Source organism: Alteromonas sp. S005, assembly GCF_036864475.1.
Classification (GTDB): domain Bacteria; phylum Pseudomonadota; class Gammaproteobacteria; order Enterobacterales; family Alteromonadaceae; genus Alteromonas.
Genome location: NZ_JAZETN010000016.1, coordinates 63,071 through 88,920 on the forward strand (window position 1 = coordinate 63,071; position 25,850 = coordinate 88,920).

Below are 25,850 nucleotides of genomic sequence, written 5' to 3' on the forward strand. Positions count from 1 at the left end.
TAAATGAACATAGTTGCAGAAGGTTTTGGCGCGATAGCCGTTGTTTTAAATTTTATTGGGTATCGCCAAACCAATGTCGATAAATATTTGCTTATTTCAGCCTTTGCCTTAAGCGCACTTAGTGTGCACTTTTTTATGTTGGAGGCTATGGCCGCAGGCATCGGGACTCTACTTGCCAGCGTTCGTAATTTCGTTGCCATTAAACATAGAAGTAATATCATTTTATTCTTCTTTGTTGCGGTGAATTTAGGTTTTCTGGCTTATGAATGGTTTGTACTAGATCACAGCTGGATCATTTTCATTGCCTATGCGTCGTCACTTATTTTTACAGTGGGATCACTGGTTATTCGCAACACACATACTATTAGAAAAGTCTTTCTTCTAGCTGAAACTTTGGGGCTGCTGTACGCCATTTCTGTAGGAAGTATTTTCGGCACGGTATTCAACGTAAGCAATTTGATCAGTATTTTAAGTAAGCTGCGCAAACCCTAGTTAAAACCTTCAATACCTTTATCTACTCAATTAGTCTAATTCCCCTCCCTTTTTGCTCAAAAAAAGTTCAGTTTCCGATGGTTAGAATTCTTAAAAATACTTAACCAAGCGGTCAATAAATATCATGTCAAATCTCTGCGCGCCTTGTTTTTAAAAGGGTATACCAAAGTCCAATGGGCTAAAGTTCAATATCTTAATTCTAATATAAGCGTATCATTATTAATCAGTAAGTATGGTTTCAGCAATTTTTCCTCTAGGTGTGTGGAAGTAAACTCGACGTGTAGTAATGAGGGGAGTATGCGCAGTGAAATTAGTCGATAATAAAGAACAATTTAGCCAATCTGATCTGCTTGAACAATCGTTTCAGAGCGCCATAAACGATGGTGCTGCCGTTAATGTATTTGAGCGAGCGAGACACTTTCGTGATGTCGCCTCGGCAAGCGAACAGCCCCGTCTAGTCGAAGCACGAACAAGCTTAGAAACAGAAAACCTGTGGAAAAAGCGCCTCAATATGTTGCTAGATGCAGAGAATAAACTTATAAAAGTTATACGTTTGCGCAAAATTACTGGTATATTTACTGTATTGAGCACGGCTATGTTTTTATTTTCCCTGTACTTAGCGCCGTCTATGTCGCCAGTCGTTTTTTACGCATTGAGCGCCATCGCTGCTTTCTGCATTGCAACTTACCCTGCGTGGTTTTTGGTATCAAAAAGCAATAGAAAGCGCAGAGATCACATCTCTAGTTTGTTTTACAAAAGCAATCACGAGGTAGAGATAGCAGATGGAAAAATGACGTTAATCAACAGGGCGAACTATGCAAGTGTAACGCAAATACACATAATGGATCGCAACTTTGGTTCAATGGCAAACTAATAAGCATCACTACACGTCACACCTAATTACTGTATTGTTGGTAGCGTCGTTTGTCCTTGGGGCGCTACTGCTAGCACCAATGGATGCGCTCGGACAACTCCTCGCATCCGTCACTATCCTCATCTTTATATCGCTTTGTAGTAAAGAAGCTAGGCATTCTCAAAAATATCAAAACTTATTCCGAGTGCTTGCGCTCGTGCTTGCTATTGCCCTCAGTGTTAGATATCTACTTTGGCGTGGCATCTATACTCTGACCTATTCGGATGTACTCTCGATGATTGCGGTTTGGCTTTTGTTTGCCGCAGAAATTTATGCCGGATTTACATCTGTTCTTGGGGCTATTGTGAATGCCTTTCCGCTCAGTCGTCCTCTTTTGACTTTAGAAGGAATGGACAAATCTTTACTGCCGACCGTAGACGTTATGATCCCGAGTTATAACGAAGATGAGGAGATTCTCGAGGTCACAATTCGAGCCGCACAAATGTTAGATTATCCAAAAGATAAGCTTCATATTCACTTGCTCGACGACGGCGGAACAGATCAGAAAATCAATGCAGATAACCCTATCGCGGCGGCATCAGCAAAGCAGCGAAGACAGGATCTTCAGACACTTTGTTCCCGCTTAGGTGTAACGTATCACACGCGCGCTAAAAATGAATTTGCAAAGGCAGGTAACGTTAACAGTGCTATACAAAACACTAGCAGCGACCTAATCGTTATTCTTGACGCTGACCATGTTCCTACTTCTGATTTTCTCGATAGAACCGTACCCTGGATGCTTAAAAATGAAAAAGTGTTCTTGGTTCAAACGCCTCATTTCATGGCTAACCCTGATCCAGTCGAAAGAAACTACTTCTCTGCGTTTACACGCATGCCGTCGGAAAACGACATGTTCTACGGTACTATCCAAAAAGGGTTAGATTATTGGGGGAGTTCGTTTTTTTGTGGTTCTGCCGCATTAATGCGAAGAGAGCACCTCGATTTGGTGGGCGGAATCTCTGGTGACTCCATTACCGAAGATGCAGAAACCGCGCTAGACCTGCACAAGATGGGCTATGAGTCTGTGTATGTTGATAGACCTATGGTAAGCGGACTTGCTCCTGAAACCTTCGATGCGTTTATTCAACAGCGTATGCGTTGGGCGCAGGGAATGACACAAATTTTACTACTCAAAAAGCCATTTAAAGCGGAAGGTCTGAAGTGGTACCAGCGGGTAGGCTACATGAGTTCAATCATGTTTTGGCTGTTTCCTTTTGCCCGTATTATTTTCTTGCTAATGCCGCTGGCGTACTTAGTTTTTGGCCTTCAAGTGTATCACGCCTCATTACTTGAAATTTTTGCGTTCACTCTGCCCCATGTAGCAGCGACATATATGATATCGACCATGCTCTTTGGTCGAACGCGATGGCCACTGGTCTCAGAGTTATATGAAATATTGCAATGTGCTTTTACGCTAAAAGCCTTAGTTAAAGTTTTCTTGAAACCTCGCGCTCCTTCTTTTGTGGTAACGCCAAAAGGAGAAAGTCTGGAAAAAACCTTTGTATCACCACTTTCGAATATTTTTTACTGGCTGATTTTGATCATCACTTTCGCACTAGGCTCTGGTATTTATAAATTTATTACTGAGCCGATCACCAGAGAGTTAACCGTAGTGGTAATGCTTTGGAACGTATTCAACTTAATATTATTGTTGTCTGTACTAAGTGTCTTACTAGAGCGAAAACAGGTTCGCAGTCAGGCACGTTTGCCTGCCACTAATAGCGTGGTTATCAAAACTGAAGACAGCCAGGCGTGGGTAGGTGATTTAGTAGATATGTCGCTTGGTGGGGCAAGGCTACGGTTAAAGGGAGAGGGCGCTTATGTCCCCGAAGGCGCGATGTTAACTTCATGGAGCCATGCGCTTAATAAAAATGTGCATGTTCCAATAAATGTGCTGCACTATGATAGTAAGACAAAAATGCTTCGTGTGCGCTTCGTGCCAAAAACTTCAGAGCAAGAGAATGAAGTCATTGCCCTTTCACTTTGTGATAGTTTGCGCTGGCTATCGTTTCAGCGAAGAAGAACACGGCCTATATCGTATTGGTTTGGGGCTAAACATGTACTTAAAGTCGGGCTCAAACCCGCTTTATTGCATATGCTTGTATTAATGGGTAAATTCGCCAGTAAATTGGGGCTGATTGCTAAGTCGGCAAAGGAATAAAAATGATAAAAAAATACCTTATGTTCATCTTTTGTTTGTGTATGCCTTTTACCCTTGCGGCACAAACTGATACCTACCGTCTCACCGATTTTTTCGGTGGCGATAGCACAGTTCGCCTCGAGGGAAAGGCTGCTTCCATAGACATTCCTATACCTTTGAGCCCGGCGACTGACGTAGATAGTGCACTATTAACGTTAGAAGTGGTTAGTTCACAGGCACTCATAAAAAAACGCTCACAGCTTGTTGTCAGGTTTAATAATGCCACCATTGGCCAAATTGCGTTTGACCCTGACAGGCCTTCTTTGGTCTCTGAAGTTGTTGTTCCGAAAAAGCTATGGCGTGAAGGGTTTAATTCATTGTCACTGGCTGTAAGTCAGCATTATGCAGAGCAATGTGTTGATGGGAGTGCCCCTGAATTGTGGAGTGAAATTAATGCATATAATTCAACACTTAAGATGTCTACCTCGCTTAATGAGAAGCGCTTCACTCTTGAAGAACTTAGCGGTTTTTTTCACCCAGGTATTGGTGGGCAGAGAAAGGTCCAGCTATACACGGCGCGACAAACAGATGAGCGAACTAAGTATCAAACTTTGCCTTTAGTTGCCCAAGCACTTGCATTGAGAAACCAATACCAACCTCTTGTTATCGAGACCGCTAGCTTCGATGACGGCTATGTTTTACCACAGATAGAAGATACAGAGAATAGCTTTTGGAATGAGCGCAATGTTGCAAGGTATGAGCGTGCAGCTTGGTATTTAAATGCAATCCCAAAGCAGCCAATTCACGTACTTGTCGGCACTGTTGAAGCGCTGTCTCCCGTGTTGTCTGACGAAGTTATAAATGACATTGACGGCGCGTTCCTTAAGACTCAACGCACCCCAGCATTCATTAGGGATAATCAAGTCATCGTGCCTGCGAGCTATCGTCTTATTGTCAGCGGTACTACTCAAAACGAAGTATTAGAGGCAGCAAAAGCATTAGCGGTGATGGATGATGTTATTAATCCTATTTCACAAGTCACAGTTCTCTCGCAGTCTCAAATGAACCCAGAAACGCTGCAGCGTAATCTTGTGCTAAACCCCGGTAATAATTATACCTTTGAAGACTTTGGTGTTTCTACGGCGCAATTCCGGAACGAGGGAAGTTTTAATAAACGGGTTTCATTTAGGTTACCTGCTGACTTTTATGTGCCCGAAAACGCAAGCGTGGAGTTACTCTTAGACTTTGGTTACGGCGCCGGTTTTGGACCGGGCTCTGTATTGAATGTGAACGTGAATGACGAGCTTGTTCATGGCTTATCACTGAACAACATTAACGGTCAGTCTTTCAGAGACTATCAATTACGAATACCCGCGCGCTTTTTCAAGGGCGGTATAAATAATCTAGATTTCGCTGTAACTATGCGAGCGCCTCTAGCGGGTGTGCCGTGTGATGATATTCCTGGCTCACATTTGGTTTTCCAACTCGATGACTCTTCCGCTATAAAACTTCCTGAGGCGGGAAGTGTGGCCGTGCAACCTGATTTGGCGTTGTTTTCTGAAACCGCATACCCATTCGCACGTTTCAAGTCGGCTCCCCCTTCGACGATTGCCATCCCATCAGTCGACTATTTAGATTCTGCATTAACATTATTGGCAAAATTAGCTCAGGTTGCGCAAGCACCTTTGTTAAATGTGCAAGTAGCATCGGGTAATGATCTTTCCACCGAGGGTTCTGTCATTGTGCTTGGTACGCCAGATACATTAGATGAGATAGAGCAGAGCGAATTCAATACGGCAATTGAAGCAACCAAACGTTGGTCGTACAGATTACAAAACAACTTATACAACCGTATTCGAACAATGACAGGCGACTTGTCTTACAAAGAGATGCGAGTTGACGGGCATACCGTACAAAAAAGTGATTTAGGTGAGCAAGCTATCCTTACCGCGCAGGCACACCCTGTATCCAGTCAGACTGATACCTTGTTCATTTTGGCAGCTCAAACCCCTGAGTTACTAAACGCCAGACTCGAAGATTTAGTTAGTTTGGCAATGTGGGGACAAATGGGGGGAGATTTCTTTGCGTGGAAAGATGGGCTTTCTCCGTCACTTATTATGCAGGTAAGCGATAAATATGAGGTTGGCGAAGCTGATGATACCTGGCTGCACTTAAGGTTATGGTTATCGAATAATCCGTGGTATTGGTTAATAGGCTTTGTATTTGTGGTGTTCTTTGTAAGCCTGCTAGTGTACTTACTGCTTAAACGCAGAAATAAACAAGTTCAGGACTCATGGTAAAAATGCACCGCGTTATCAAAGCAGCACTTTTGCTTAGCATTGCCTTTTTCGTAGTGTCTTGCTCTACCAAAGATAATAGCGAGTTTACATCCCAATACATTGCTTACAAGGCCTTGTTTATTGATGGTGACCGAGTGATAGACACAGGTAATGATAATGTGTCTCACAGCGAGGGGCAGGGCTACGGGATGCTCTTCGCTGTTGCGGCCGACGATAAAGATACCTTCGACGCACTATGGCATTGGACTAAACGCACATTAATGCGTGACGACGGGTTGTTTAGCTGGCGCTACCGCCCTTGTGCTGATAATTCTGCTTCATGTATCGATGACCCCAATAACGCCTCTGATGGCGAAATTCTTATCGCCTGGGCGCTACTGCGTGCGCATGAACAGTGGGGGGGAAGTTCGTATTTGGAAAACGCTAAAACAATTGTACGTGCTGTCGAACAGAAGTTGTTGATAACTAATAAAAACAGCGTTGTGTTGTTACCAGGTGAGTACGGGTTTACGTCTAAACAAGTAGGGAAGAACAGTTTGCAGTTAAATTTGTCTTACTGGGTTTTTCCCGCTATCACTGATTTGGCAAAAATATCGTCTGCGCCCGCACGCTGGGACAAGCTCTATAAGTCGGGCTTAGCTTTACTGTCTAAGATGCAATTCTCTTCTTATCAGTTGCCAAGTGATTGGGTGCGTTTTACGCCCACCAATACTGACTCAGGCAATAAGGATATTGGCACAGTAAGCCTAGACGAGGTGATATCCCCTGAATTCGGCTTTAATGCGATCCGCATTCCACTACAGCTTACGTGGTCACCGCAATTTCGAGAAAACACTCAGTTAACCGAAAAGTTGCTTGCTCCATATTATGCATGGTGGGCGATTACACCTACACCAGCTACCGTCAACTTGTTAAACGAGGAGACCGCTGAGTACGAGATGTCTGAAGGAATGAAGTCTGTTCAAATTGCAGTAACCAGCCTTATGAAAACAGAAGCGCCAGAAAAGCCTGAGTGGCCTTTAATTGACCGCAACATGGACTATTACTCTGCAAGCCTGACATTGCTCTCTATGCTAGCGGTTTTGGATAACGCATCGTGAAAGAAAGGTTTACACTCACCTCTCTATGCTTAGCTCTTAGCGCATTACTTACGTCCTTTGGGTCGATGCATGCGTACGGACAGACTAAAACAACCTACAAAGAAAAAGATCTGGGCATACTGCCGGCACAGCAAGAACAACCCGATTTAACTGGACTTTGGTATCACATTAACGAGCAGCAGGTAAAGCAAGCCAACGAGGAATTTACGCGCTTAAAGGCCCGTCACCCCGGCTGGAAGGTACCGAAAGAAGTCGAAACTGAGCTAAATAGAATTAATGGTCGACTAAAAGGCACTATTAAGCCTGTTGTTTCAGTACCGAGAGTAATTAAGTCAGACAAAACTTCGGCTGACCCCACATCTAACGCCTTGCGCGAATCGTCTCAACAGCAGTTCGCTAAGCCTGCTTCAAAAGCGCTTCCGCTAGAAAAGTTTGCACAATTAACGCCTAAAGCTAGAGCGACAACGCCAAAGAAAAAAGTAGAAAGACTTATTGCGTTAAGCAATCAGTTAAAGCGTACGGACTTTTACTTGCTTATGGGGTGGACTGCTATCGACAAAGGCATGTTAGAGATTGCTAGCCAACAGTTTACCGCAGCCTTGCAGTTGGCTGTTCGAGATATTGATAAACAATCAGCGCAGCAAGGTTTAAATAGTGTGAAGGGAATTAAACTCCAGCAGGCACTGTCACTGCGTGATACAACAACCCTGGCACAGTTACTTAAATCTGACACTAGTGGCTACGCGAGAGAAGTACTACAAGGCGCAGCGTGGCAACAATACGATTTAAAGAATTACAACTTTGCTGAAGCACTGTTTAGTTTGGTAGAAGATAATGAAGGCCGGTACTTGGCACTTAGCGCACAAAGCAGTGATATTGCCAAGCAAAACGCTTTCGATTTGGCATGCAGTATTGATACTGAGGATTTCATTAGACGTTGCGCTGATGGCTTGGCGAGTCGTCAGGCACAGCTTTACGATACGAGGCGTTACAAAGAGAGTATTCAAGCTGGCGAAGCCCTTGAACGCTTGCGACCTTTAAGCCTAGAGGAGCGTGCGTTAATTGGTTGGGCTGCAAAAGAAATACAAGACACATCCGCCGCAACGGCCGCGTTTGAGCATGTGCTATCGAAAACGCCAACCGATACGGTTATTGCTAATGAATTAGTGTCATTGAATCAAAGTGACGACGCTACATTAAATCGCCTAGCCTTAAAATACAGTGCAGTAAAGAGTATTTTGCAAGCGCGGAATAGACGAAACGCGTGGCCGAGAAAACAATTTTGGTTAGCATATCAAACCGATGACCAACAAGCGGTTACCGCACAAACTAAAGATGGCTTAAGTGCAGTTTACGGGATAAATACCCGCAGCCGAAGTGGGGGCGAGGGGCTTGGTAATTTTGATGTAGTGTCTCAATACATTGGCGTTGGCAGCGGTTATAAAAACTGGCTTTGGCAAGTTACATTAGACTATAAGCAGTTCTACAGTGGTTCTCCTCAAATTGATGATTGGTTCGGTGACAGGCAATTAAAGACAACATCTCTGGGCATTAGCGGTTTTGAAGACACAGGTGTGCGTGCTGAAGCCTATTATCAAGCGCCAGACTTTAATTTTTACGCCAACGTAGAATATGGCATGTTCGATCAACCCGTGGGCGCAAAAGTCACCGGGCAAATATCAGCAGCTAAGTTCCTGCCTCTCACAACAGTTGCAGCTACTCTCTTCAGAAAAGAAAAAGAAGACAGTCTATTAAGTCAGACAGGAACGCTTTATGCCAACCGCGAGCAGACTTGGGGCTATGTAATAGAAAGTGGTATCCGTGGATTAGTTGCCCATTCAATTGCCGACAATATGTCGGTTTCAGGTACTGCGCAGATAAGCCGATTGGAAGGCGAGCAGGTTGCTGATAATAGCGCGCTAACGCTTCGTGGTGACGTAAGCTACGAGATAGCTGATACCGTATCTCCTAACCTTGACTATTGGCGTGTAGGGCCATTTATAAGCTATACGAGTTTTGATAAAAATTTGAGCGGCTTTACTGTAGGAAACGGGGGCTATTTTAGCCCGAGTCAGTTTGTCAGCATTGGTGGCTACTCTGAATTGCTAACCTTAGAGGCACACAACTGGCAGGTTAAGCTGCGTAGTTCACTTGCGCTCTCGCGTGTTAAACAGGATGATGATTTGCGCTTTCCTATTGGAAGAGAGCACTCAAGCGTAGAAGAAGGGGTTTCTCTCGGAGAAATCTCAGATACGGGATTAAGCGGTAATCTTATGGCCGAAGGCCAGTATCGTATCAATAGCAACTGGATTGTGGCTGGCTACATTGGAAAAGCGTTTGCAGTCGAATATCAAGCGTTTGAAGCGGGCATTCAGATAAGATGGCGAGAGGGGCAGGGTAATGGAGTAACAAGTGATGAGCTCTTGCTATCTTCACCACGATTAAGCGGCTTTGCTTTATAAAGCCGCTTCCGTTAAAAGGCCTAATTATCCTTTTTAGACCTTGCTAACCTGTCGACGCCTAGCCAGCATGAAGCACCCTGCGCCAAATAAAAGGGCAATTGAAGCAGGTTCACTAACGTTAATAGCGCCAAACTGATAGTTATTTATTTGGCCTGTTGGTGCAGCGTAGGTTTCGCCATCGTCATTAATCAGTTCTTCGAACGGTGTTGCTAAGCGATTAGCAATAACGTTGCCGTCTACGTGGCCATTGTAGAAGCTTAGTTCTGCATACGGCGCCAGCACACTTCCTTTTACGCCTACACTGTGCAGGGTGAGATCTTTAGCATCAACAAAGTTAAACAAGATGTTGTTGGTATAAAGGCCGTCATGACGTTGACCTTCATTGTTGTCATTGTCTCTGTACTGGCCAGTTTCTGTAAAATACTCGTTTTCCTGCGTAAAGGCCGTATTAAAGAATCCGGTATTAAACAGTTCTACCGAATCTCCATACACATTGATAATGTTATAACTGGTGGTAGAAAAATCGTAAACGATACGTTTATCAGCTGCGCTGAACCAACTTGTATCAATATCATAAATATTGATGTCATCAGTACCTGAAAACGTGATGGTGTTTAATACAGTTGCGTCAGTATCGCTACACGAAGTAGCTTTTTTGGGGTCATCTGCATCTGTGCACGACAATGCTGTTGTGCCATTCACCGCCATTGATGCAAAATCCTTTGACTGCTCAGTAACCTCGGAGGCTATAGCGTCAAAGTCGATATTGCTTACGTCAGCCTTGCTCACACTGCCTTGTTGAACAGTGGTCGCTGAAGACCCGTTTGTAGCGGTGTAATTGTTTATATCGTTGAGGGTTACAACGCCTTTAATCTCGCTGCTATCAAGCTCAACGTTAGATTCGGCAAACACATTTCCATTTTCGACCTGAGAGCCATATTCATCAGTATTGCTAAGGCTGTCATAAACACTGTTAGGCCCACCAAGTTTTACGGTGTTTGCGTGCACATCACCTGATATAACGTTTGAGTTACCTAGTTTGACATCGCCTTTCGAAGTAATACCGCCAGATTTCACGGTCGAATTGATTAAATTTACAGTCTGCTCGGCATTTACTGCCTTATCGAAAGAAAGTTCAGAACCGAATACCATACCTGATACGGTAGTCGAGCCACCGTGAACATCACCGCGAGTGAAATGAAGGTCGCCGCCTACAGCAAGCGCAGATTCAGACATGTTTGGTGGTAACAGCAGGCCAACATTGAAGTCAGTAACGTCCATTTTGCCGCCGACAGCTAGCCTTCCTTCAACGTCGGAAGATTTACCTGTAAAGCTATCGAAGATGAACGCGTTGTAGTCGAACGCTTCGCTTAATTCAATTTTGGCTGCCGACACCTGAGGTGCTGACATCACCGCTGCTAATATAGCGGTGTAGATAAGTTTCTTGTGCATAATGGCTCCAGTGACATCCGAGTCTGGAACCGATTTTCAACATGGTTTATCCAGACACACCGAATAGTACGATCTGAACAAAATTCGTGCGATAGCACAAGAGATACTTTGGTATAAGAGGTCATACGAAAAAGCCACCCGAAGGTGGCTTTTTAGGATTTGTGTTTAATTATAAAGGCGCTTTAGCTGCTCTTTTTAACCAAAACAGATACTTTTTCGATACCAGCAATTTTAACTTGGTTCATAACTTCAACCACTGTACCGTGCTCGCTGTCTTCGTGAGCCTGGATTGCTGCTGAGTCAGTGTTGTTCTCTGCCAGGTATGTTTGCGTATTCGCAACCACGCGACGAATATCAACTTCACGGCCGCCCATCATGATTGAGCCATCAGCATCAATACGGATAGATAGCGCTTTAGAAGGCTTATCGTTTTTCGCTTGATTGTCTTCTGGACGGTTTACGTCTAAACCTTTCTCTTTCACGAACGAGGTCGTTACGATGAAGAAAATCAACATGATGAACACGATGTCCAACATGGGGGTCATATCAATCTGAGCCTCGTCTTCAGCCGAGGTATGCTTTTTTCTTTTCATCTCGTCTTCTTTCTTCTGTTACGTTCGAGCCATTTAGTATACTGCTTGTTACAAAAATATACAGACTTTTGTATAAAAACAGTGTGCTCATTAACACTTGTTGTTGAAAAAATACTCAGTTTCACGGTAATAAAACAACAAACTAGGTTTGTTTGCGTGAAATAGCGACACCTAATTGGTAAAAATACAACATCAATGCCTGATTGAGTGATGTACGCAAGTTACCATGAGGGTAAATGCCAAGTCTAGCTTCCGTTGATTTTTTTGTACCTTGCACTAAGAACGCATTTTTGATCTCGTGATCTTGAATGCAGGCTTCAAATGCACGGGCAGCCATCTCCTGAGGCATAGCATAATAATACATTTTTAGCGCGCGATCAGCCTCTACGGATCGCACAAAGTACTCATTTGGCCTTTTTTGATCATTTAAAAACAATAAAGAGAAACAATCGCTCAATTTTTGATTCAAAGGGTGAGCGTTCATAGGTGCATTATCAAGCCACGCCTGCGTAGCGAAACTTCCGGCAGCAACGCCGTCGAACATACGAGGCGCAATATAATGATCAAATGCGTGAAACCACTCGTGGGCGAGGGCCCCAGCTCCCGCGTTTTTAGCTAGCGCCAGCTGCCTTTTTGCGCTGTTGTAGTGGGCGCTACTGTGTTTTTGCCCCCCACTGCCAAAAGCAAGAGACAAAGACCCATTTAAAGACAGCACTTGCTCATTAATATTTAAGATCGCAACCAGATCGTACAGCGCATCAAAAAACAAATTGGCAGCGATCTGTTGTTCTTGTGCGGTTACCCATCTGCCAACCGTGATCGTAGCGAAATTAAACAGTTTACGAATATCTTGAAATGACACGTCCGCACCGTCTCGGTGGCTTGGGCCGTTACGATAGAACTGCTGATGAAGACGACCTTTATTTTCCAACGCTGATATCCAAGTGGATTAAACATTCATGCCATGGAGACCAGCAGCTGTTCACACCAAGCCTCAATGCGGGCATCGGTTTTGTCGTACTGGTTTTCATCGTCAAGAGACAGGCCGACAAACTGGGTCTTATCTTGGGTTAACGCTTTAGAGGCCGTAAATTCATAGCCTTCGTTAGGCCAGTACCCCACAATATTACAACCTGAAGGCATAATTGCGTCGTGAAGCATGCCTAGTGCATCTTGAAACCATTCGCCGTAACCTAGCTGATCGCCAAGGCCGAATAGTGCAATGGTTTTACCTGCTAAATCTAAGCCGTGCACGTCTTCCCAGTGAGACTCCCAATCTTCTTGAAGCTCGCCAAAATCCCAAGTGGATATCCCAAATATGATGATGTCGTATTCGGCCGTGCGCGTCAGGTTTACATCTTTAATGTTATGAAGGTCGACAATCTCTTCGTCAAAAAGGCTATTGAGCTGCGCTTGGATCTTTTCTGCCGCCATTTCGGTGTAGCAGGTTGTGGAGCCATAAAATAATCCGATGGACAGTGCGCTATCACTCATTAGATACCTCTTTGAACTAATCGTCTTTAGAAGCTGGGAATTCTACCTCTTTACCGTTGCTCAACAAAGCTTTGCACTGAACATCGGTGTTTTTCTGTGAAATTTTTAATACACCGATAGCGCAACCGTTGAATAATTCGCCATAACCCTTGCTGGGCTCCCGTGCTTTTACTGACATATTTCGACGTCTTGTAAAGAGGTTTAAAGGCGACTTAGAGCGATAAAGCAGGCGGTTTAACCTATCTAGCCACTTAATAAGTCCATCTGGAAATGCGTTTTTCAAGCCGCTGCAGGTGAACTGTGTAATATGGGGGCTGTTTCGTCTAAAGCGTAAACGCACATCGTACACAAAGGAATAGTGCACATCGCCCGATAAAATAATGAACTCAGGTGGGGTTTTATAGTGCCTGAAGATGTTTAGCATAACGTTGGCAGTACCTTTATGTGCCATCCAATTCTCTGCATCAACAGTGAGCGCCTTGCCAAAAAACGTGAATATTTTTTGAATGGCCTCGATAACTTTAACCCCATAAATAGGGGCGGCAGATACAACGATGACAGATTCTTTGCCAATAATAGAATGCTGGAAATCACACAGCGCTTCCCAATCCATCAAACCCGAGGGCTTGTTCATATTTGATTCACTGCGCCAGCGCTGTGTCCGTGTGTCTAATACCTCGATAGGTGGCGTGGTATCTAAACGATAATGCCACTGGTCAAAATCTAAAAGATCGTTAATAAACTCATCGTGTGCAGTGGATCCTTCTTCACTTATCGATTCTTGTACTTTCGCGATCAGGGGCGCAACCTTTTTTGGCGCATTGCCCCAGCCTTGGCATAGCAAGTAGCCGATGAGTGCATTGCCGATCATGCGTTTCGATAAAGGATTGCCATAAACTTCTTGTTCCCAACCACGAGTTAAGTTCCAATCGTCGGTCACATCGTGATCGTCAAAGATCATATAGGTTGGGATATGCGCTAGCGCTCGGCGTACCTGTGGTAATTGTTTAACGAACCCTGTAAGCGCGTCATTTTCTTTATCGAAAATGTTCGAGTACTTTTCTGAAATACCGTCTTTATCGATAGCGACATCAGACCACAGCGTATCGGACCACACCAGCAGATACATAGCGATGATCTCTGCACTGCCAATTAAATGGTTTTGTGCATTTACCGACGTAAACACAGGCTTTTTCTTGGCGCCAAAGAAAATGGAAGACAATACCGTATTGGTCGCTATTTGCGGCAGAAGCTGTTCACGTTCATAAAACCCAAATTCATGGGTTGCAAGTTCACTCGTGTTGCTCACCACTGCGCCTTCAAGCGTTTCGTGGTAAAGGCCTAAACGCTCTATCACAATGTGAATGGCTTTAAGCATAGGCCCTGCGACATCATCCGCATAAATTTGATCCCCCGTCATCAATAAAAGATCGGGAAAGTCCTCACCCTTTTCGAACGCATTCTTATGTAAAACGTCAACCCGCGCCAGCGCATCATCTTCGTGGAAGTGAGGCTTGCGGCAAGAGCCATGCAAAATAGTTTCGGGTGTTTCTGTGAAGTGAAAGCTTGGAGAAGATTGACCATCGTAAAGTATTGCCTGCTGTTCTTTTTCCCATGCGGCTTGGGCAGACGAATCGTCAAATAACAGTTGATAGCTAATTCGCACTCTGTCTTTAAAAGTGTCGGCCGCATAAAAAGAGATGAGGTGGATGAAAGCATAAGAACCTACGCGTACAGTTTCACTCTGACACTCACCTGCTATTGTCTGGTCACAAGACGATAGTTTTAGCGATGGTGTTTCTGCGCTACTAGTCACTACCCATATATGGCTTTCAGTAGGCGTCACTTTTCTAACTATTGGCCCTGCTATGACTTGGGGCAAGTGCTGCGTAGGAATGACTTTCTCCTTCAATACTCGATTTATAAGTTATAACCTTACTCTTTTTTGTGCATAAACGGTATGCTCGATATACTCCCTTACAATTTTTTCAGTTTTAGCTTTTGCTCTCGCTTTAGTGAGTCGAGAGAGGACTTCATATTATGCTTAAATATTTATCCGCCACCGTTTTAACCGTGATGCTGGTCACCGCATGCAGCGAACCCAAAGATGTCATTATTAGTCCAGAGCCCACCGATTTGACTGAAACAACGGTAGGCAAGTGGATCCTCGATGAAGATGAAAAAGTTATGTTTGACCCTCAAACATCAGGGCTTGTGGTGCTAGACGGACAGCTAGTAACCATTGCTGATGCAAGCGCGGATGTTACGCAGCAGTTGAAGTTACATACTATTTCGCCTGAAACGGCAAGGCTAAGCGCGTCTAGTAAGCGCTTTTCATTTTCACGAGCTGTACGTCGAAGCTGCTTTTATGGCTACTTGAGCGAGCAACCAGATTTAGAAGCGTTAGCGGTAGACCCTAGAGATTCTAATGTCATCTACACCGTCACTGAAGATGCAACCCGTACAGGTGCCTTAAGCCCGCGCTGTGAAACCAAATACGAAGATACAGGCTCTACAGACTACCCAACCCTATTGGTCAAATTAACTCGCAAGGACAATGGTGATGTTGAAATGTCAAATGTACGTCCACTACAATTTCCGAAAGAGTTCGAAGTAGGTAACTTCCCCAACGATGGTATTGAAGGCCTGACGATGGCTGACGACGGCACTTTGTATTTAGCATTAGAAAAAGACAAAGCGGGACAGCCAAGGATCTTTACATTGTCTGTCGATAAAGGCTTTTTCTCATCGAGCGATTTTGCAACTGTTAGCGAACCAGACCTTCAGCTTCCATCGTTTACCTCGGGTAATCACCCCATAAATGGCTTGGCTTTATATACGCATTCAACAGGCGCATCTTTTTTACTTGGTGCCGCAAGAAACGACAATGAGCTATGGGTCATTGATACCAGTGGCAGTAAGCCAACGAAACGCATTCCCATTATCTTTGTTGTTGCCAGTGATCAAAATTGCGAACAGTACACAATGGATAATTCGTCAATGGAAGGGTTAGTCACCATTGATAGTACGCTATGGATTATCAACGATCCGTGGGAAAAGAATTACATGAAAAATGCGGTATGTGAGGCGCATAAAAAGCGTTATGAAGATTTAGCGCCGTTGCTGTTTCCGATAGAAATCAATGACGTTTGGTTTGATTAGCGTCTATCTACTCGCGATGTCCTTAAAACCGAAAAAGGGTTGCTACCAAGCAACCCTTTCGTTTTTAGCCAGACTGAAAACGCCGCTAAAAAAGCTGACATTACCTATGCATCGCTACGAAGGCGAGAAGCAAAAGTCTTTTTGAATTTTGCAAGCTTAGGTGCAACCACCATAGAGCAATACTGGTTCTGCGGATTGTTTTTGAAATAATCCTGATGGTAGTCTTCGGCGTCATAGTAGTTATTCACGGCTACTATTTCAGTGACTACCGGGTCAGGCCAAATTTCTTCTTCTGTGATTTGTGCAATAATTTTTTCAGCTTCTGCTTTTTGAGCATCGTCGTGATAGAAGATTGCACTACGATACTGTGTACCCACATCATTACCCTGTCTGTTTAGCTGAGTAGGATCGTGTAGCGCGAAGAAAATCTCTAGAATTTCACGGTAGCTGATGTTGTCTGCATCAAACGTTACTTGTACCACTTCTGCATGACCAGTGCTTCCCGTACATACCTCTTCATAGGTTGGATCGGCTTTTTCACCTCCAGCATAACCAGAAATAGCTTTTTCTACGCCTTCAACAGTGTTAAACGCAGATTCGATACACCAAAAGCATCCGCCTGCTAAAGTGGCCACTTGTAAATTTGCCATAATAAAACCTCTCTTAATCTTTGCTTGTAGTGTGGGTGTCAGTAAGTCACAACACAAGTCATCCAAGCGTGTTTTTTTATCGTATAAACGAATATTAAATAAGAATAACGTGCGACGGCTTAAAACGGTTTTAAACTGGCCGCGACAAGAGTGCTGACAGTGCACGGCAAACGCGATTTATTTTTTGTTTTTCCATGTTTGCATGGGCGAAATCGTCTTTTAAGCGATAAGCGTCTTATTTAGCAGAGGTAGGTAGAAGTGATTATTTTTTACGATGGTTATTGCCCCTTGTGCATAGCCGAAATGCGTCATCTACGCAAAAGAGACCAACATAATAAACTCACTTTGGTCGACATTCAGGCCCCTGATTTTGCAAGTCGTTATCCAGACATGGATTGGCATGCGCTTAATGCCAGGATTCACGGGCTTCGCGAGGACGGTACTCTAATTACCGGACTTGATGTTACCCATGAAGCGTGGAAGGCAGTAGGTATGGGCTGGATTTATGCTCCGCTTCGCTGGCCAGTCATTCGTTATGCCGCGGATGCTTTCTACAATGTATTCGCAAAACACAGATATACCATTTCTTACTTTTTAACGGGAAAAAAACGCCAGTGTGACCGCTGTGTACCGGGAGAGCCGAATGAAAAATAACGTACTCATAGTTGGCGCATCTGGCGGTATAGCGTCTGCGCTTATTGAACAATATCGCAGTGCAGGCGCAAGGGTGTTTGCAGTAAGTCGTGCAGCTACAAACGAAGAAAACAACTTAGAAGATGTTTCCTATCATCAAATTTCTGAACAGGATGATAAGCATATCAGTGGTTTTGTAAAACAACTCGCTGAGCAAGACGTTGTGTTAAATACGGTAGTAATAACAACCGGTTTGTTGCATAACGAAAGCGAAGGAATTCACCCCGAAAAACGCTTAGAAGATGTTAGCGAGGAAGCCCTGACCGCGTACTTCGCGACAAACAGCATTATTCCCGCTTTGTGGCTTAAGCATTTGGTCAATATTATGAGTAAAGAAGGGTCCACCCTTGTTTGCCTAAGTGCGAGAGTAGGGAGCATATCAGACAACGGGCTTGGCGGATGGTATGGCTACCGTTCATCAAAAGCCGCGCTCAATATGTTTGTCAAAACAGCCTCGGTAGAGTACAAGCGCAGATTAAAAGATGTCATGCTTGTTTGTTACCACCCAGGTACTGTTGATACTGGCCTGTCGAAGCCTTTTCAAAAGAATGTGTCCGCTAAAAAGCTATTTACCCCGGAATTTACTGCAAAACAACTTATTCACCACCTTTCAGCGCTTGATCGTGACCAAGCTTGTCATTTTATCGACTGGAATGGCGAAGTGGTAACTTGGTGATACGGCCTAACATCATTTCAGCAAGTTCAACATCAAGACTTTTTATTTCACTGCTGTTACCATGCTATTTTGGGAATGGTGCAGCGTATTGATACGCCCATAGAGGCAGCAATACAACGCGTTGACGCCACACGTGAGTCATAACAACAAACGCCATCCTGATAATAAATAATATCAGTTCGCGCAGCTTGATACCGATGAGTATCGAGCGCAAACAACAAGTACACATTATGAGTGCAAAAAGTCTTTTCTCTAACCAAGGTATTTTTGTATTTCACAATGAGTGATAAGCGAACTGTTATAACAATAACTCAACAAGAGGAAGGGATATGAGCGGGGCCAGAGAACAGTTCGGATCGCGCATAGGTTTTATATTGGCTGCTGCAGGTTCTGCAGTGGGCATTGGTAATTTGGTAGGTTTTCCAGTCGGTGCAGCTAAAAACGGTGGTGGTGCATTTCTGTTAATGTACGCTATCTTCGTTTTTGCCATTTGTTTACCGGTAATGCTGGCAGAAATGTCAGTGGGTCGCCATGCGAAAAAAGACCCGCTGGGCGCGTATAGTGCTATCAGTGGCAACGAAAAGAAATGGAAGTTTGCAGGGTGGCTCGCGATTGCCACGCCGTTTATGATTGCCGTTTTCTACATGGTTATCACTGTGTGGCTATTTGGTTATTTGTTTGAAGCCGTCAGCGGTAACTTAGACAAACTGGCCGACCCCGCAACCTTCGGGGTATTTATTAATTCAGAGTCTATCTTCGCCTACATGGCTGTCGTTGTTGGTGTGGTTTATCTTATCCTCCAAGGTGGTGTAAAAGAGGGGATTGAAAAAGCAGCGAAGCTGCTGATGCCCGCACTTTTTGTGATGCTTATCGGCCTTGTTATCTTCGTACTCACTCGCGAAAACGCTATGGCAGGCGTAGAATTTTATATTGTTCCTGAGTTTTCAAAAATTACAGCGGAAGTGGTGAACGGTGCGCTATCCCAAGCCTTTTTCTCGCTGTCGTTAGGTATGGGTATTCTTATTACCTACGGTAGCTATATCGACAAACGTGCAGATGTACCTAGCGCTGCGAAGCTAGTGGCGCTGACAGACACAGCTGTGGCTTTTACGGCCGGCCTAATGATTCTTCCTGCGATCTTCTCTTTCAACCCCGATATCAATCCTGATGACCTAAGCGAATCGTCCGTAGGTATGATTTTCACTTATCTGCCTAGTATTTTCCTAGCGCTACAAGACTCCATTGGTTATATGGGCGCTTCTGTCGTCGCTAGCTTGTTCTTCTTACTAGTTTTCTTTGCGGCCATTACATCGCTAGTGTCAATTTTTGAAGTACCGGTTGCGGCATTGATGGACGAAAAAGGTGTTAGCCGTAAATGGGCCCTTGGTTCTTTGGGTAGCATTATGATTTTATTGGCTATCTTAAGTGCATTGTCGTTTGGTAAAGTTGATATGCTGACGTCATTTATGCACTACGCAGGCGCCGATAAATCGCTGTTTGACGTAATTTACGATGTATTCTACGACACTATTTTGCCGTTAAACGGGCTGCTAATCTGCTTGTTTGTTATTTATCGCTGGAAGAGTGCTAATTTTAATGCTTCTTTGGAAGAAGGCAGCAGCGGCTATAAAGGCAGCTGGTTTGAAAAGTATGTGGATGTTTCGTTAAAAACCTTTATTCCGCTAATTCTACTTGTGATTTTTGTAAACACGGTGGCTGTCAAATACTTTGGTTTAAGCCTTTTCGGTTAAGAGGTTTATCACACAAATCTATTCTACTTGCTGTGTGCTAGCAGTAAATTCGGATAATAAACGGCAAGCCAGAGGCTTGCCGTTTTCGTTTTCTTTTAGCGTATTTGTTCTTAATTCATCGCTCTTTGGCAACTTATTAGCGAATACACCTTAATGAATCTACAATCGTCTTAGCGAGCTAAACGAACATATCGGTATAAACCTTAAAACATGCTATAGGGGTCACCATAGGTAGGCGTAATGTTAAGCCTGTTCCAACTTTGTGTAGCGTCGATAACCTTGCCGCCAGGCTGAGCTTTTGTATCAGAAAAGTGTGGGGCGTCTATACCCATCGCGTTAGCTGCATCTACATAATAAATACCGCGCTTAGGGTGAGATAAGCTGCAAAGGTGTATAACGTCGTTTAGCGGCTTGTCGCAAATAATCGAGGTTAACGCAGACACAATGTCGTGCACATGAACAAGGTTAATTCGTTTATTTCCTGCATCCAACTGTCTTCCACTTAATGAACGAGCAGGGTGACGGTCTGGGCCTACTAAACCCGCTAAGCGAACAATACTGATATCAGCTTGGTCTCGCATGGACAGTAAGTAGTTTTCAATAGTCACGTGGGCTTTCGCCGAAGCAGTTTGTGGGTTCGTGTCACTTTGTTCCGTAAGGACGTTACTCGTGTCATCCCCATAAACTGATGTGGTACTAATAAAAATAATATGCGCGACGCCTGCGCCTAGTGCTGCATCAATAAGTTGCAGCATATTTTCAGTAAATGACTCGAGGTTGGTGTTTTTTCTACCAGGTGGGATATTTAATAATAAAGTCGCGTCTTGCAAGTAGCTACATAATACAGATGTATCATCGCCCAGCGCATATTCAATTGCGGTGATACCTTGTTCCTTTAACGCTAGGCGTTTCTGTTGGCTTCGAGTAGTGCCTATAATATTGACCTTACCTGACAGTGCGTTGCCTACATAGCCGGCTAACCAGCCATAGCCACTAATTACTACATTCTGAGTCATCGATTAAATTCCCCTTTGTTTGGGCTTAAGAGTACATCAATCGGGGGGCGGATGTCGTTAATACGCCTACCAATAACTGAAAAAGCAGAAATCTGAGTGAGGTGAGATATTAAAGAGTTAGCTAGCAACTGGTATAAAAACTAAAAACCGACTGGTTTCAGTCGGTTTCAAAGTAAGCGATACAGAAAGGTAAGTAGTTTGTTGTAGCGGGTTTAGTTCGCTAAATTACACGACTACATTTTCATTTCGTCGTTATGGCCGTGTTGGGCTGGTTGACCAATGTCCAGCAGGTTCAAATCATCAAGCCCAGAGATAGATGCCTGCATTTTACCTTCGGCATAGTCGGCTTTCTTCAACACTTTACACAAAGCATCGCCTTTCTCTTCTAGCGAAGCGGCTTGGCTTTCTAATCGGTATTCTAAATCTTCACCCCAGCGCTCCATTTTTTGTTCAAACTCAGACATATCACCACCTTCCCACAGCATTTGTGTGCCAACCGCGATAAGAATTCGGCCCATAGATTCACTGATCAAAGATTCAATTTGTGTTTCAAACTCTTGCTCCCAGCTTTCGTCAAACCAGCCTGGCTCGTCAAATTTCGTAGAATCTACGCGAATATTACCCGCGTCATCATAAAATGAGGTGTTTAATTTAGTTTCTAGTGAGTTGAACAATTCATTGAAATCATCACTCATTTGGTCACCGCCCAGCAGTTCAGTAAATACTTCAGTTACTGCTACGTTGGCAATTTGCAGTCCTTCACTGGCAATGGTAAGAGTCATAGGAATAGCAATATCAATGTTGTTGTAGTATTCACTTACCCAACGTTGCTGTTCGCTGTCTAGCGAAACTGACTCGCCGTTAATAGTCATATTGTGTTGGGCATCAATGGTCATTACTGAACCATTGTCCATCTGAACCGTGAGGTCGCCTTGGTAATACTGAATATGGCCATCTAGCTCCATGTCGCAGCTATTGTTCTGAAAGCTTGTGTCATGCGCGAATGCGTGGCCACTTATCAAAGCACTGGTAACGGCAACAGAAAGTAGTAGTTTGTTAGACATTGTTCATTCCTTAGTTTACATGTGACGCATTGACCTTGGTAAATGGGCTCAATGGCTTGTAGAGTCACTGTTAAATAAACACTAGCGTTGTTCGCTGGCATATCTTTAACAGAGCAATGGCCTTGCCAAAATTTAAAACTTATATATTTCAGTGGGTTAAGTTTTTTGTTGGTTTTTAGCGATGGTTTTCAATTCACTATTTAGTGAAATTGCAAACTAATTAGTAGTTTTGACTAAGATCAATTAATACCAATAGCGATACATTTAAGCCAATCCAAGCATGGTGAAATCTTATTTATTGGTGCATAATACCGCCAATATTTTTAAGGGGTTATCACAATGGCTGATTGGATTAATGCAATTATGTTTGGTGTTGCGCTAATTGCCTTTACGCTAGGGCTAAGCAGCGTCGTTATGGGCTTTATGACTGCTAAAGCAGGTGCTGAAGGTATGCAGGAAAAAATCGAGTACGGTTTTTTTGGCGTTACTGGTTTAGTACTTTGCTTACTGATGGCCTACGCACTGGCTTAAGCGATAAATACTATGAAAAAACCGGCTATTACAGCCGGTTTTTTTTCGCCTTTTAAAAGATACAGATATCAGTTCTATTGCCGTTGTTCTTGCCGCCGTGTCAGCTCTTGTTCTGATCTCCTTCAGGCGCATTAACTTGCCTTGGCGTATTAGCACTTTTATCATCAATACGGTGCTGAGCAGGTTCCTGTCGGGCATCGCTTTCGTCAGTGCTGTTAAATACGCTGTGTTCACGATGAGCAAGCAAGGATAAATGCCCATCACGTTGATAAGCGCGTAAGTCGAACAAATCCAGCATGGCCATGACATGGTCAAAAATATCGGCCTGCACTTTCTCGTACTTCACCCACTCTTTTTGAATGCTAAAGCAGTAAATTTCTAAAGGTAAACCCAGCTCATTGGGCGGTAGCTGCCTAACCATCAAGGTTAGTTCTTGATTTATATCCGGGTGCTTGCGCAAGTATGCCTCTAAGTAGGCTCTAAAAGTGCCAATGTTGGTAAGTCGGCGATTGTTTAGCAGATCCGACTCATCGATAGAATAATCTCTGTGATAGGCACGGAGCTCATTTTTCTTCTTGTCGATATATTCATTGATATAGCGAATTTTCGAAAAGCGCTCAAGCATATCGTTGTCACAGAGCTTGATAGAGTGCACATCAATATAAATAGCGCGCTTAATTCTGCGTCCACCAGACTCTTGCATGCCGCGCCAGTTCTTTACTGCTTCTGTGGTGAGGCTATAGGTCGGCAGCGTCGAAATAGTTTTATCCCAGTTTTGTACTTTAACGTTAGTAAGGCCTATTTCGAGTATCTCACCATCTACTTCATATTTGGGCATCGCAATCCAGTCGCCCGTATTAAACATGCGGTTGGCGGCAATTTGAATACCTGCAACAAAGCCTAAAATGGTGTCTCTGAAGATGAGTAGCAATACAGCTGCAATGGCGGTTAGGCCTGACACGATTAGCAGCGGGCTTCTATCTACAATCAAAGAAATACTAAGCAGTATCGTAATGATTGCGAAGGCAAGTTTGGTTACCTGAATGAAGCCTGTAATAGGGGCGCGCCGGGATAGGGCTGAAGCATTGTAGACATCTTCTACTGTACTTAGCATGGCGTACAAAGCTAATAGCCCACTATACAGCATGTATAGTTGAGCACTCTTAATCACCAATCCATGTATGACTGCTTCGCTATCAATGAGTACAGGGGTAGTGATGTAAATAAAGAGAGCCGGGAAGAGGTGCATTAAACGTCTAAAAAAGCCGTGCTCTTGTAGCGCGTTATCCCACCTGTTATTCGACTTATATACCCAGTTAGCAATTTGAGGCCGCACTAGCAGGCGCGCAACCACGTAGATTAGGACTGCTACGAATAGTATAGAGCCTAGTGCAAGCAAATTGTAAAGCGGATCTTCAGTGGTCAATTTTGGAAAAACGTCTTTAACCAAATGAATGAAATGATCGCGTACTGAAGCACTGACTTCCATTATTTACAACTCCAACAGTTTCTTTATTCGATTGTCTTTATTTTCCCATAGACCATTCAACCATTTTTGGAAATAAAGACGAAACTCAGACTCAGTGCGTTCTGATTCTTGTTGTAGCTCTGGCACTGGGGTAACGTTTACGTCGATAACGATTTTTGTCATCTGACCGCTTAACATTGCCATCATGGGGTGACGTTTATTTTCAGGGTAAAGCAGAGAGATATCTAACACATTAGTGAACAGTTCACCCATAGCTGATAGCGTGAAAGACACACCGCCGGCTTTAGGTGGCAGCAGGTTTACGTAGGGGCTTTGCTTAGATAAATGCTTTTGGGTTGTGAAGCGCGTTCCTTCTACAAAGTTAATTACTGTAGTAGGAACCGTTCTAAACTTTTCGCAATACGCTTTAGTGGTTTCTAAATCTTTGCCTTTTTTGTCCGGATTTTTTTCCAAATATGCGCGGGTGTACCTATGCATAAAAGGCATATCAAGCGCCCAAGCGCCTAACCCCACAAAGGGTAACCAGATGAGCTCTTTTTTTAGAAAGAACTTAGGCGCGGGAATGCGGTGTGTGGCAAATTCAATAAGCAGAATAATATCTAAATAACTCAGATGGTTGGCGATAATAAGGTACCAACTGTTTTTTGAGAGCTCACCGTGAACCGAGCACTCTATATCAACCTTATTGAATAGCCTGATTAAAAGTACGCTAATCCGTCCAAAGCTAAACATTAGGGCATGCATAACCTTGTTCCAAGCAGTTCTAATTCTTCCATTTGGTAACAGCAGTTTTACTAAGCCAAGTAGGATAATTAGCCCGCCCCAAAAAGCGAGGTTGAAAATTTGCAGCGAGGTGTGCAAAACAAAGATAAAAGGCGCAAGTACTACACGAATCATAATGGTTTCTGAGTTGCGTTAAGTGAATCTAAAAGTTGATCTTTGGCGTGCCATTGTTCATTCAGCCATGTTTGAAAACGGGCGCGAACTTGTGGGTCGTCAAAGTAACTATCGTTAAATACGCCATTTTCCATAATGTCTTTAATAGGCATTACTTTGATATTTACACGAATATCGCGCACTTTACCGCTCACGAAGTCCCAGAAAGAAGGAACGCCGTTTGGGTAGTCTATGGTTACGTCGATAAGCTTGTGCAAATGCTCCCCCATAGCTGACAACACAAAGGCCACGCCGCCAGCCTTGGGCTTCATTAAGTGAGCGAACGGCGAAGCTTGTTTGTCATGCTTTGCTTGCGTAAAGCGCGTGCCCTCTACGAAGTTCATAATGCTGACGGGTTTATTGCGAAACTTTTCACACGCTTTGCGTGTGGTTTCCATATCTTTCCCTTTCAGATGGGGGTTTTTAGCCAAGAACGATTTTGAATATCGACGCATAAACGGAAAATCCAGCGCCCACCAAGTAAGGCCTAGTATTGGCACATAAATTAGTTCTTTTTTAAGGAAAAACTTTAGAAAAGGGATCTTTCGGTTGAATACACGTTGAAGAACTAAGATATCGACCCAAGATTGATGGTTAGCAATAACGAGATACCAATCGTCTCGAGTAAGTTTTTCAAGTCCGTTTACTTGCCACTTGGTACGCCCACTAATGCGCTGATTGAGGTTATTAACACCAATCCACGCAGTGGCGCATGCATCAAGCAAATAGGAGATGAAGCGACGCCATGGGGCAAAAGGGATTAACTTAAATATCGCGAGTATGAATATAGGTGTTGACCACAAAACTGTATTCAGGAAATAGCAGATAACCGAAATAGTGCCAACAATATGATGCAACAGGGCTTTTACCATTGTACTTACCTCAAAAATTAGGCGCTTAGTGTAAACGAACTTGATCTAAAATCCGATAGAGCCT

The 25,850-nt window shown here is 43.8% G+C and carries 22 protein-coding genes; 11 read left to right on the forward strand and 11 right to left on the reverse strand.

From position 1 onward, the window contains the following. Positions 1-3 precede the first annotated feature (3 nt). From V7R55_RS16215 to V7R55_RS16240, 6 genes are all read left to right on the forward strand, one after another. The gene (locus V7R55_RS16215) at positions 4-492 is read left to right on the forward strand and encodes a YgjV family protein (RefSeq protein WP_334060313.1); all 489 of its coding nucleotides are present in this window, start codon (positions 4-6) and stop codon (positions 490-492) included. 304 nt (positions 493-796) lie between these two features. Continuing rightward, on the forward strand, positions 797-1,366 hold the full coding sequence (locus tag V7R55_RS16220) for a hypothetical protein (protein WP_334060314.1): 570 nt from the start codon (positions 797-799) through the stop codon (positions 1,364-1,366). Then, a complete protein-coding gene (gene bcsA, locus V7R55_RS16225; protein WP_334060315.1) occupies positions 1,347-3,566 on the forward strand; it encodes a UDP-forming cellulose synthase catalytic subunit in 2,220 nt (739 codons plus the stop codon). Before V7R55_RS16220 ends, bcsA begins: the two co-directional genes overlap by 20 nt. A 2-nt stretch (positions 3,567-3,568) precedes the next feature. Further along, entirely contained in the window at positions 3,569-5,845 is a 2,277-nt protein-coding gene (locus V7R55_RS16230; RefSeq protein WP_334060316.1) for a cellulose biosynthesis cyclic di-GMP-binding regulatory protein BcsB, read from the forward strand. Positions 5,846-5,847: 2 nt separating this feature from the next. Beyond that, positions 5,848-6,945, forward strand: coding sequence for a glycosyl hydrolase family 8 (locus tag V7R55_RS16235; RefSeq protein ID WP_334060317.1), 1,098 nt, complete (start codon positions 5,848-5,850; stop codon positions 6,943-6,945). After that, entirely contained in the window at positions 6,942-9,407 is a 2,466-nt protein-coding gene (locus V7R55_RS16240) for a cellulose synthase subunit BcsC-related outer membrane protein (RefSeq protein WP_334060318.1), read from the forward strand. Before V7R55_RS16235 ends, V7R55_RS16240 begins: the two co-directional genes overlap by 4 nt. 33 nt (positions 9,408-9,440) lie before the next feature. Here V7R55_RS16240 and V7R55_RS16245 read toward each other — a convergent pair whose 3' ends face one another. From V7R55_RS16245 to V7R55_RS16265, 5 genes are all read right to left on the reverse strand, one after another. After that, positions 9,441-10,859, reverse strand: a complete 1,419-nt coding sequence (locus tag V7R55_RS16245; protein WP_334060319.1) for a collagen-binding domain-containing protein — start codon at positions 10,857-10,859, stop codon at positions 9,441-9,443. 182 nt (positions 10,860-11,041) lie between these two features. Then, the gene (locus V7R55_RS16250; RefSeq protein WP_015068094.1) at positions 11,042-11,452 is read right to left on the reverse strand and encodes an ExbD/TolR family protein; all 411 of its coding nucleotides are present in this window, start codon (positions 11,450-11,452) and stop codon (positions 11,042-11,044) included. A 142-nt stretch (positions 11,453-11,594) separates the two neighbouring features. Further along, positions 11,595-12,383: a CLCA_X family protein gene (locus V7R55_RS16255; protein WP_334060320.1), complete on the reverse strand. Its 789-nt coding sequence runs from the start codon at positions 12,381-12,383 to the stop codon at positions 11,595-11,597. A gap of 26 nt (positions 12,384-12,409) precedes the next feature. Next, positions 12,410-12,946, reverse strand: coding sequence for a flavodoxin FldB (fldB, locus tag V7R55_RS16260; protein ID WP_334060321.1), 537 nt, complete (start codon positions 12,944-12,946; stop codon positions 12,410-12,412). A gap of 16 nt (positions 12,947-12,962) precedes the next feature. After that, the gene (locus tag V7R55_RS16265; RefSeq protein WP_334060354.1) at positions 12,963-14,828 is read right to left on the reverse strand and encodes an alkaline phosphatase family protein; all 1,866 of its coding nucleotides are present in this window, start codon (positions 14,826-14,828) and stop codon (positions 12,963-12,965) included. 158 nt (positions 14,829-14,986) lie between these two features. Between V7R55_RS16265 and V7R55_RS16270 the strand changes: the two genes are divergently transcribed. Then, positions 14,987-16,108, forward strand: coding sequence for a hypothetical protein (locus V7R55_RS16270; protein ID WP_334060322.1), 1,122 nt, complete (start codon positions 14,987-14,989; stop codon positions 16,106-16,108). 104 nt (positions 16,109-16,212) lie between these two features. Here the strand turns inward: V7R55_RS16270 and msrA are convergent, their stop codons facing one another. Next, positions 16,213-16,758 carry a peptide-methionine (S)-S-oxide reductase MsrA gene (gene msrA, locus V7R55_RS16275; RefSeq protein ID WP_269918363.1) on the reverse strand — a complete coding sequence of 182 codons (546 nt, stop codon included), beginning with the start codon at positions 16,756-16,758 and terminating at the stop codon, positions 16,213-16,215. A 258-nt stretch (positions 16,759-17,016) separates the two neighbouring features. Here msrA and V7R55_RS16280 point away from each other — a divergent pair, with 258 nt between their 5' ends. From V7R55_RS16280 to V7R55_RS16290, 3 genes are all read left to right on the forward strand, one after another. Further along, complete coding sequence (locus V7R55_RS16280; protein WP_334060323.1) at positions 17,017-17,412, forward strand: thiol-disulfide oxidoreductase DCC family protein; 396 nt, start codon at positions 17,017-17,019, stop codon at positions 17,410-17,412. After that, positions 17,402-18,127 carry an SDR family NAD(P)-dependent oxidoreductase gene (locus tag V7R55_RS16285; protein ID WP_334060324.1) on the forward strand — a complete coding sequence of 242 codons (726 nt, stop codon included), beginning with the start codon at positions 17,402-17,404 and terminating at the stop codon, positions 18,125-18,127. The genes V7R55_RS16280 and V7R55_RS16285 overlap by 11 nt, the downstream gene beginning before the upstream one ends. 329 nt (positions 18,128-18,456) lie before the next feature. Continuing rightward, positions 18,457-19,878 carry a sodium-dependent transporter gene (locus V7R55_RS16290; RefSeq protein WP_334060325.1) on the forward strand — a complete coding sequence of 474 codons (1,422 nt, stop codon included), beginning with the start codon at positions 18,457-18,459 and terminating at the stop codon, positions 19,876-19,878. Positions 19,879-20,081: 203 nt separating this feature from the next. Here the strand turns inward: V7R55_RS16290 and V7R55_RS16295 are convergent, their stop codons facing one another. Both V7R55_RS16295 and V7R55_RS16300 read right to left on the reverse strand, forming a co-directional pair. Next, the gene (locus V7R55_RS16295) at positions 20,082-20,894 is read right to left on the reverse strand and encodes an NAD-dependent epimerase/dehydratase family protein (RefSeq protein ID WP_334060326.1); all 813 of its coding nucleotides are present in this window, start codon (positions 20,892-20,894) and stop codon (positions 20,082-20,084) included. A 233-nt stretch (positions 20,895-21,127) separates the two neighbouring features. Next, entirely contained in the window at positions 21,128-21,958 is an 831-nt protein-coding gene (locus tag V7R55_RS16300) for a DUF2884 family protein (RefSeq protein ID WP_334060327.1), read from the reverse strand. 339 nt (positions 21,959-22,297) lie between these two features. Here V7R55_RS16300 and V7R55_RS16305 point away from each other — a divergent pair, with 339 nt between their 5' ends. Beyond that, positions 22,298-22,489, forward strand: a complete 192-nt coding sequence (locus V7R55_RS16305; RefSeq protein ID WP_334060328.1) for a hypothetical protein — start codon at positions 22,298-22,300, stop codon at positions 22,487-22,489. A 100-nt stretch (positions 22,490-22,589) separates the two neighbouring features. Here the strand turns inward: V7R55_RS16305 and V7R55_RS16310 are convergent, their stop codons facing one another. The 3 genes from V7R55_RS16310 to V7R55_RS16320 are packed head-to-tail and all read right to left on the reverse strand — an operon-like array spanning position 22,590 to position 25,786. Then, the gene (locus V7R55_RS16310) at positions 22,590-23,978 is read right to left on the reverse strand and encodes a mechanosensitive ion channel family protein (protein WP_334060329.1); all 1,389 of its coding nucleotides are present in this window, start codon (positions 23,976-23,978) and stop codon (positions 22,590-22,592) included. Positions 23,979-23,981: 3 nt separating this feature from the next. Further along, positions 23,982-24,875: an acyltransferase gene (locus tag V7R55_RS16315; protein ID WP_334060330.1), complete on the reverse strand. Its 894-nt coding sequence runs from the start codon at positions 24,873-24,875 to the stop codon at positions 23,982-23,984. Then, positions 24,872-25,786, reverse strand: a complete 915-nt coding sequence (locus tag V7R55_RS16320) for an acyltransferase (protein WP_334060331.1) — start codon at positions 25,784-25,786, stop codon at positions 24,872-24,874. Before V7R55_RS16320 ends, V7R55_RS16315 begins: the two co-directional genes overlap by 4 nt. Between the last annotated feature and the right edge of the window lie 64 nt (positions 25,787-25,850).